The sequence below is a fragment of the Pseudomonas sp. Wu6 genome (assembly GCF_019891515.1).
Classification (GTDB): domain Bacteria; phylum Pseudomonadota; class Gammaproteobacteria; order Pseudomonadales; family Pseudomonadaceae; genus Aquipseudomonas; species Aquipseudomonas orientalis_A.
The window spans coordinates 19,046-27,818 of record NZ_JAFLXH010000050.1 but is presented as its reverse complement, the minus strand read 5'-3'; the positions used below and the strand labels follow the sequence as shown (position 1 = coordinate 27,818).

Annotated in this window: 8 protein-coding genes and 1 pseudogene; 1 reads left to right on the top strand and 8 read right to left on the bottom strand. The window is 58.0% G+C overall.

The window, feature by feature from the left end:
* Window positions 1-333: 333 nt before the first annotated feature.
* The 6 genes from queC to cyoA form a co-directional block, all read right to left on the bottom strand.
* A complete protein-coding gene (gene queC / locus J1G34_RS24670) occupies window positions 334-1,032 on the bottom strand; it encodes a 7-cyano-7-deazaguanine synthase QueC (RefSeq protein ID WP_065892839.1) in 699 nt (232 codons plus the stop codon).
* Window positions 1,033-1,154: 122 nt separating this feature from the next.
* On the bottom strand, window positions 1,155-2,042 hold the full coding sequence (gene cyoE, locus J1G34_RS24665) for a heme o synthase (protein ID WP_003176002.1): 888 nt from the start codon (window positions 2,040-2,042) through the stop codon (window positions 1,155-1,157).
* 11 nt (window positions 2,043-2,053) lie between these two features.
* A complete protein-coding gene (gene cyoD, locus J1G34_RS24660; protein WP_003194051.1) occupies window positions 2,054-2,389 on the bottom strand; it encodes a cytochrome o ubiquinol oxidase subunit IV in 336 nt (111 codons plus the stop codon).
* Window positions 2,389-3,015: a cytochrome o ubiquinol oxidase subunit III gene (locus tag J1G34_RS24655; protein ID WP_003194052.1), complete on the bottom strand. Its 627-nt coding sequence runs from the start codon at window positions 3,013-3,015 to the stop codon at window positions 2,389-2,391. Before J1G34_RS24655 ends, cyoD begins: the two co-directional genes overlap by 1 nt.
* Before the next feature lie 3 nt (window positions 3,016-3,018).
* Complete coding sequence (gene cyoB / locus J1G34_RS24650; RefSeq protein WP_122560497.1) at window positions 3,019-5,037, bottom strand: cytochrome o ubiquinol oxidase subunit I; 2,019 nt, start codon at window positions 5,035-5,037, stop codon at window positions 3,019-3,021.
* 3 nt (window positions 5,038-5,040) lie between these two features.
* Entirely contained in the window at window positions 5,041-5,982 is a 942-nt protein-coding gene (gene cyoA / locus J1G34_RS24645) for a ubiquinol oxidase subunit II (RefSeq protein ID WP_065885078.1), read from the bottom strand.
* A 27-nt stretch (window positions 5,983-6,009) separates the two neighbouring features.
* Here cyoA and J1G34_RS27750 point away from each other — a divergent pair.
* Window positions 6,010-6,301 (top strand): annotated as a pseudogene (locus J1G34_RS27750) (hypothetical protein).
* A 473-nt stretch (window positions 6,302-6,774) separates the two neighbouring features.
* Here the strand turns inward: J1G34_RS27750 and J1G34_RS24640 are convergent.
* Together J1G34_RS24640 and hmpA are read right to left on the bottom strand one after the other, a co-directional pair.
* Window positions 6,775-7,281, bottom strand: coding sequence for a disulfide bond formation protein B (locus J1G34_RS24640; RefSeq protein WP_104504689.1), 507 nt, complete (start codon window positions 7,279-7,281; stop codon window positions 6,775-6,777).
* Window positions 7,282-7,501: 220 nt separating this feature from the next.
* Window positions 7,502-8,683 (bottom strand): NO-inducible flavohemoprotein, encoded by a 1,182-nt coding sequence (hmpA, locus tag J1G34_RS24635; protein WP_222994774.1) that lies wholly within the window; start codon window positions 8,681-8,683, stop codon window positions 7,502-7,504.
* Window positions 8,684-8,773 lie beyond the last annotated feature (90 nt).

The window sequence follows — 8,773 nt, the reverse complement described above, 5'->3', positions numbered from 1 at the left end:
GAAAAGCGCAAAAGTAAGCAAAACGCTCTTGCCCCACCACTCGGCACCTCGCTAATGCTCGGTGTGCCCGAACGCAGGCTTGAATCCGTGGGCCGCCGCAATGGGCCATCCGTGGCCCAGTGCGGCTAACCCGGCGTCCTGCCGGGTTGCCCACGGATTCAAGCCTGCGTTCGGCCAGCGTGGTTTAACGGGGCGCCTAGGATCAAAAGCAGATCAAGAGCGACTCGCTTCGCATCGTGGTTACGGTTGAGCGCTACAGAGCTGTGTAGATACCTATGCTCATCGGGGGCAAGCCCCCTCCCACATTTGGACCTCACCTGGCTCTTGATCGAGTTACTTCAGTTGCAACTTGTGCTTGAGGCTCTGCATCACATCCGCTTTATTCTGCAGATACTCATTCAAGCCCCGGGCGCGCAGGTTGCACGCATCGCAGTTTCCGCAGCCTGTGCCAATCACGCCGTTGTAGCAGGTCAGCGTCTGCTCGCGGACCAGCTCAAGTTGCCCGTGGTAATCGGCCAGGGCCCAGGTCTCGGCCTTGTTCAGCCACATCAGCGGGGTATCGAGGCGTACGTCATATTCCATGCCCAGCTTGAGGGCCTGGTTCAGCGCTTTCACGAACTCGTCGCGGCAATCCGGGTAACCCGAGAAGTCGGTTTCGCACACGCCGGTGATCACGGTCTCGGCCTTGACTTGATAGGCGTAGATCGCGGCCAGGGTCAGGAACAGGATGTTACGCCCCGGCACGAAGGTGCTCGGCAGGCTTTCGCCTGAGCTGTTCACGGTGGGCACAGGGATGTTGTCACGGGTGAGGCTGCTGATCGCCAGCTCATTGAGCAGGGACACATCCATCACCTTGTGCACGGTGGCGCCCAACTGCTTGGCCAACGTGCGAGCCACTTCGATCTCCGCCACATGGCGCTGGCCATAATCGAAGGTGATGCAGTGCACTTCGTCATACTGCTTCAATGCCTGGATCAGGCAGGTGGTCGAGTCCTGCCCGCCACTGAAGACCATAACGGCTTTTTTACTCATTGCTTTGCTTCCTGCATTCGAAGAATTTGGGTATAGGAGCGAGCTTGCTCGCGATCATAAAGGGCATACCATAAAAAACCCCGCGCTTCTTGCGAAGGCGGGGCCTTTACTGCTCAGACCACTCAGTGTGCGTAGGTCAGCAACAGCTCTTTCGGTACCTGGAAATCCAGGGACATCATCACGCTGAGCGCGGTGATGGTGAAGATCGAGAACACGAACAGCTTGCGCGCCCAGACGGTGTCATCCACCGCCTTGTAGCCGGTCCAGGCCATGTACAACCAGTACATGCCCATGGCCGCGGCGACGGCGAGGTAGCTCATGCCGGCATAGCCACTGAAGGTCAACATCAAGGTCGCCACGAGGAAGGCCAGGATGTAGAGCAGGATGTGTTTCTTGGCCACCTGGATGCCACGCTTGACCGGCAGAACCGGAATCGACGCAGCCAGGTAGTCATTGAAGCGGAAAATCGCGATGGCGTAGGAATGCGGCATCTGCCACAGGCTGAACATCACCAGCAGCACCAGCGCGGCCATGTCGAAGCTATTGGTTACAGCCACATAACCAATCACCGGCGGCATCGCCCCCGACAGACTCCCCACCAGCGTGCCGTGTACCGACTTGCGCTTGAGGTAGAGGCTGTAGAGGCCGACGTAGATGACAAAGCCGATCACGGCAAACAGCGCCGCCAGCGGGTTGGCCACCTTGTACAACAACACCACGCCCGCAACACCCAGGACGGTCGCGAAGATCAGTGCCAGTTTCAGGGAGATAAGGCCCTGGACCAGCACGCGATTCTTGGTGCGCTCCATCTTGATGTCGATATCACGGTCGATGCAGTTGTTGAACACGCATCCGGAAGCTACCACCAGGGAGGTGCCGATCATCGCCGCCAGGAAGATGGCCAGATCGACATGTCCCTTGGAGGCCAGGAAGAAACCGCCCGCCACAGAAAGCACGTTACCGAAAATGATCCCCGGTTTGGTGATTTGGATAAAGTGCTTAAGCGACATCGGGTCTTACCTCACTTCGCCATCATGTAGGTGTGGATGCTGAACATGATCCACAGCGACAGACCAACCAGCAGAACGATCACCAGGCCTGCAAACACGAACGCAATCACGTTCTCGCGCTGCTCTTTGGAACGATCCAGGTGCAGGAAGTACACCAGGTGAACCAGGACCTGAATTACCGCGAACGCCAGGACGATCATCAAGGTGATCGACTTCGGCAGGGTTGGGTACATCACCAGGCCGAACGGGATCAGGGTCAGGATGACCGACAGGATGAAGCCGATGGCGTAAGACTTTACGCTGCCGTGGCTTGAATCGTGGCTGTCATGGGAGTGTGCATTAGCCATTACAGAGTCCCCATCAAGTAAACGACGGTGAATACGCAGATCCAGACCACGTCCAGGAAGTGCCAGAACAGGCTCAGGCAGCTCAGGCGGGTCTTGTTGGTGTTGGTCAGGCCGTGCTTATTGACCTGATACATCATCACCGCCATCCACAGCAGGCCGGCGGATACGTGCAGACCGTGGGTGCCGACCAGCGTGAAGAACGCCGACAGGAAACCGGAACGGTGCGGGCCGTAGCCTTCGGAGATCAGCAGGTGGAACTCGTTGATCTCCATGCCGATGAAGCCCAGGCCGAACAGGAAGGTCAGGCCCAGCCAGCTCAGTACGCCTTTCTTGTTGCCCTTGTAGAAGGCCAACATGGCGAAGCCGTAGGTGATCGAACTGAACAACAGCAAGGCGGTTTCGCCGAGCACGTAAGGCAGTTCGAAGATGTCGTGGCCCGACGGGCCACCCGCTACGTTGTTTACCAGTACCGCGTACACCGCGAAGATCGACGCAAACAAGATGCAGTCGGTCATCAGGTAGAGCCAGAAACCGTAGACGGTTATTGGCCCCGAGTCGTGGTGATGGTCATCGTGCCCATGGTCATCGACATGGGCGTGTCCAGCATTGGTCACTAAGTTCGACATGGTTTAAGCCTGTTCCAACGAGGTTTCTACACGGTTGGCCGGGATTTTCTTCTCGGCTACCAGGCGAGCGTGCTGCTCGGCTTCGATGCGTTCGATCGTTTCGACCGGCACCATGTAGCCTTGATCATCACGGGCAGCGTGAATGATGAAGTAACCGATGGTGCCTACCAGGCCCACGATTGCCAGCCACCAGATGTGCCAGATCATCGCGAAACCGAACACGGTCAACAGCGCACCCATCACCACGCCAGTGGCGGTGTTGTTTGGCATGTGGATCGGCTCGTAGTGCTTGGGTTGCTGGTACGCAGTACCGTCTTCCTTGGCTTCGGTGAACGCATCGATGGTGTTCGCGGTAGGAATCACGGCGAAGTTGTAGAACGGTGGTGGCGACGAGGTCGACCATTCCAGGGTGTGGCCATTCCATGGGTCGCCGGACTCGCACATGTTCTGCTTGCGGTCACGCACGCTGACGTACAGTTGGATCAACTGGCAGGCGATGCCCACAGCGATCATCACCGCACCGAACATGGCGACGTACAGGTACGGCACCCACTCAGGGTTGGTAGTGGCGTTCAGACGACGGGTCATGCCCATGAAGCCCAGTGCATAGAGCGGCATGAACGCGACGAAGAAGCCCGAGATCCAGAACCAGAATGCAGCCTTGCCCCAGCCTTCGTGCAGCTTGAAGCCGAACGCTTTCGGGAAGTAGAAGCTGAAACCTGCGATGTAGCCGAATACCGCGCCGCCGATGATCACGTTGTGGAAGTGAGCGATCACGAACAGGCTGTTGTGCAGGACGAAGTCAGCACCCGGGATGGCCAGCAGTACGCCGGTCATGCCGCCGATGGCGAAGGTCACCATGAAGCCCAGGGTCCACAGGACCTGGCTGGTCATGCGCAGACGACCGTGGTAGATGGTGAACAGCCAGTTGAACAGCTTCACCCCCGTCGGGATGGAAATCAGCATCGTCGCCAGGCCGAAGAAGGCGTTGACGCTGGCCCCCGAACCCATGGTGAAGAAGTGGTGCAGCCACACCATGAAGCCCAGTACCGAAATGGCGCCCGATGCGTAGACCATCGAGTGGTGACCGAACAGGCGCTTGCCGGTAAAGGTCGAGATCACTTCGGAGAAGATACCGAACGCCGGCAGGATCAGGATGTACACCTCAGGGTGACCCCATGCCCAGAACAGGTTCACGTACATCATTGGATTGCCACCAAGTTCATTGGTGAAAATGTGGAAATCCAGGTAACGGTCAAGCGACAGCAGCGCCATGGTAGCGGCCAGGATCGGGAACGAAGCCACGATCAGCACGTTTGCCCAGGTGCAGGTCCAGGTGAAGATCGGCATGTCCATCAGTTTCATGCCAGGGGCGCGCATCTTCAGGACGGTGGCCAGGAAGTTGACCCCCGTCAATGTCGTCCCGAGTCCTGATAACTGTAGTGCCCAGATGTAGTAGTCCACACCCACGCCCGGACTGTATTGCAGCCCCGACAATGGCGGATACGCAACCCAACCGGTCTTGGCGAATTCGCCGACGCCCAGGGACACGTTGATCAGCACCACGCCGGACACCAGCAGCCAGAAGCTCAGGGAGTTCAGGAACGGATAGGCAACGTCACGCGCACCGATCTGCAGCGGCAAGGCAAGGTTCATCAGGCCGGTGAAGAAAGGCATCGCCATGAAGATGATCATGATCACACCGTGGGCGGTGAAGATCTGGTCATAGTGTTCAGGTGGCAGGTAGCCAGGCGAACCCTCGGTGGCCATGGCCAACTGGGTACGCATCATGATGGCGTCGGCAAAACCACGCAGCAGCATGACCATGGCCACGATGACGTACATGACACCGATTTTCTTGTGGTCGACCGAGGTCAGCCACTCGGTCCACAGGTAGGTCCACTTCTTGAAGTAAGTAATACCTGCAAACAGTGCCAGACCACCCAGCGCGATCATGGCGATGGTCACCATCACGATCGGCTCGTGGAATGGGACCGCGTCCCAACTTAATTTACCAAACATCGTTTACTCCTCTGCCCCAGCAGTTGAATGCGCGCCTGTGTCAGAACCTTCAACCACGGCCACTTCTTTCTTCTCGTGCTTTACCGGCTTGCCTGGCTTCATACCTTCGTACTTGTCGACGATTTTCTGAAACAGGTTCGGTTCAAACGCGGAGTACAGCGCGACAGGGTTGTTCTGGCTTGGTTTGGTCAGGGCGTCGTATTCAGCTTGATCAAGCTGTTTAGGTGCGGCCTTGACTTCGGCTACCCAGGCGTCAAATTCTTCCTGGCTCGTCGAGATCGCTTTGAATTTCATGCCGGTGAAGCCAGCGCCGCTGTAGTTGGCGGAGATGCCTTCCATTTCAGCTTTCTGGTTGGCGATCAGGTGCAGCTTGGTCTGCATGCCTGCCATCGCGTAGATCTGGCCGCCCAGGGCTGGGATGAAGAACGAGTTCATCACGGCGTCGGAGGTGATCTTGAAGTTCAGCGGAGTGTGTTCCGGGAACCGGATCTGGTTCACAGTGGCGATACCCAGGTCCGGGTAGATGAACAGCCACTTCCAGTCCAGCGCGACCACTTCGATGTTGATCGGCTTGACGTCAGATTCCAGCGGACGGTACGGGTCCAGTGCGTGGGTGGACTTGTAGGTCACATAACCCAGGGCAATGATGATGAGGATCGGGACCAGCCACACCGCGATTTCGATCTTGGTGGAGTGCGACCACTTCGGCGCGTAGGTGGCGCTGGTGTTGGACGCGCGGTATTTCCAGGCGAAGGCGAAGGTCATGATAATCACAGGGACCACGACCAGCAGCATCAGCAGGGTGGCGGTGATGATCAGGTTTCGTTCATCCAGACCGACCTGTCCTTTTGGGTCGAGCAAGGTCCACTTGCAGCCTCCCAGCATTAACATCATGCCAAGCAGCGGCAAAAAGCCTAGTAATCGGGGGTACCTGTTTTTACTCATCTCACGACCTCTAAAGCAGCTTGCGCAATGCAGTTGGGTTTTGATCGCCAACACTTCACCCTGCCAAGGGTTGGCATTTCTCTTCGATTGAATAAGAGCCAGCCCGCTACGTCATAGCTGTACGTTTCACGGACCTGCGGTGAGTTCTTATTCGATTTCGTGGCTAAAGGCCTTGTTACAGACCAATTCCATTTGGTGCGGAATAGTTGAAAGGCTGCCGGAACCTGGGATCGCACAGAGCCTTCCATCTGCTCCTCGACCGCTCCAATGCTCAAATATTGAACAGCACCGGACATTCAGTGCGGGCGATTGTAGTTAGCTAGCGATGTATAAACCATGTCTGATACAGAAATAATTTTTATCGATTACAGCAATAATCCTTCACGATTCCTGCAACGGTTCGCGATGTTATCGCGTTCAATTCTCAACAAAAACCACAAAAACTGCCGGGCTATTGGGCAGATTGCCACTCCCCTTACAACCTGTAAGGGCATGGCAAAGGGTGTAAAGTCCCCATAAAACCAGGCATTTAATCACCCTGCCCCTGCTGAACCCGTGAGCGTTTCGCGCTGCCTTTCAAACCACGAACTGACAGCACAGTTTGCGCACCGGATGCAAATCCAAAGCTCGATTCTGCTCGTTGCGCAGCTCCTGCGACGGCCTCCGTGTGACAACATGTCGCATGCTGCGCGCCGCTTTTGTTGCCGCTCGTCACAGCACTTTCACAAATCCCCGCGAACAAAAACGCCCCGGCCTGCTCTCAAGCAGATCGGGGCGTTTGGTGGCGCGGGCTCAGGCTTTGGGGTGACGATTACGGTAAATGCACAGGGGCACCAGGATCACGGTCAGCACGAACGCCACCAATGCCCATTGCGCCAGGGACAGGCCAAGGATCGGCGGATAGGGTGTGCTGCAGAAGCCGTCGACCTGAAAGCCCAGGGGAAACACTTTGGCCAGGGGCAGGTCATCGACGATCGGCTGCAGCACATCGATGCCGCAACTGACCTGAGGGAAGAACTGGGTGTACACATGGTGACCGGCAGCCGCCACACCGCCGACGGCGCTGAGCACCACCAGGCCCTCAAAGAACGTGACGGCCCCTTTGGTACGCATCGCGGCCCCGATGAACGCAAAGAACGCGATCAGCAGCAAGGCGTAGCGTTGCAGGATGCACAGTGGGCACGGCGCTTCGCCCAACACCACTTGCATGTACAGCGCGCCGCCGATCAGCGCCAGGCAGATGATGCCCAGCAACACCAGAAAGCGCCGCTCCCTGCCCAAACGCATTTCGTCACTCATCTCCGGTTTCCTTTGTCTGTTTGCCTGATGGCAACAAGTTTACACACAGGCAGTGGTTAAAACAGAGAAGGGTTAACGCCGGATTAATCGAGAAAAATGCAGAGCTAATGTGGGAGGGGGCTTGCCCCCGATGCGATGTGTCAGCGAAAGACAAGCTGACTGACCCACCGCTATCGTGGGCAAGCCCCCTACCACATTGAACAGCGTGGCTGCTGAGGGATTATTCCAGCGCCGCAGCGGGGCCGAAGAACTCATAGCGCACCTGCTTGTGCGGTACGCCCAACGCCTTCAGATGCCGCTTGATCGCCGCCATGAAACCCTTGGGCCCCAGGAAGTACGCATCAATATCGCGCTGCTCGGGCAGCCACGCCGCCAGTTGCTCCTGGCTCAGCAGGCCGACCGTGTCCGCCGCCGGGCTCACGCCGTCGTCCTCGGCATAGCAATAGAAACGCTTGAGCTGCGGGTGCCTCGCCGCCAGCGTATCCACCCAGTCACGGAACGCATGCACGCCGCCGTTACGCGCGCAGTGGATAAAATGCACCGGGCGCTGGTTGGCCAGGGCCGCTTCGAGCATCGGCAGGGTTGGCGTAATGCCCACCCCGCCGCTGATCAGCACCAGCGGCTTGTCGCTGGCGGCCAGAGTGAACTCGCCTGCAGGGGGGAACAGGTCAACAGTTGCGCCAACATGCAGTTGATCATGCAGGTAATTGGACACCCGCCCGCCGGCTTCGCGCTTGACGCTGATGCGGTACACCCCGGCATCGCTCAAGGCCGACAGGGAATAGTTGCGACGCACTTCCTCGCCATCGAGCACCAGCTTCATGCCGATGTATTGGCCGGGGGCAGCGTTGAGGATCGGGCCGTTGTCCACCGGGGCGAAGTAGAACGAGATGATCTCGGCGCTCTCCTCCACACGCTTGACCAGCACGAACGGCCGCGCACCGCGCCAGCCACCGGGCGCCTGGGCTTTCTCGTCGTAGATAGCCGCTTCGGCGCCGATCAGGATGTCCGCCAACTGGCCATACGCCGCGCCCCAGGCGCTCATTACTTCAGGGGTGGCTATCTCGCTGCCCAGCACCTCGGAAATAGCCCGCAGCAGGCACGCACCGACGATCGGGTAGTGCTCCGGCAGGATCTGCAAGGCCACGTGCTTGTTGATGATCCTGGCCACCAGGTCGCCGAGTTGGTCCAACTGGTCGATATGCCGCGCGTACATCAACACGCCATTGGCCAGGGCGCGGGGCTGGTCGCCGCTGGCCTGGTGGGCCTGGTTGAACAGTGGGCGAACTTCAGGGTATTCGGACAGCATCATGCGGTAGAAATGGGTAATCAGCGCTTCGCCGCCACTTTCCAGCAGGGGCACGGTGGATTTGACGATGGCACGGTCTTGGGCACTCAGCATGGGAGACTCCTGGGTCTTTTTACTCATTGCCATTAGGTAGTCAGTATTCGTGCCAACCCATAAAACCTTACTTTTCAGCCAGTTAAAAAG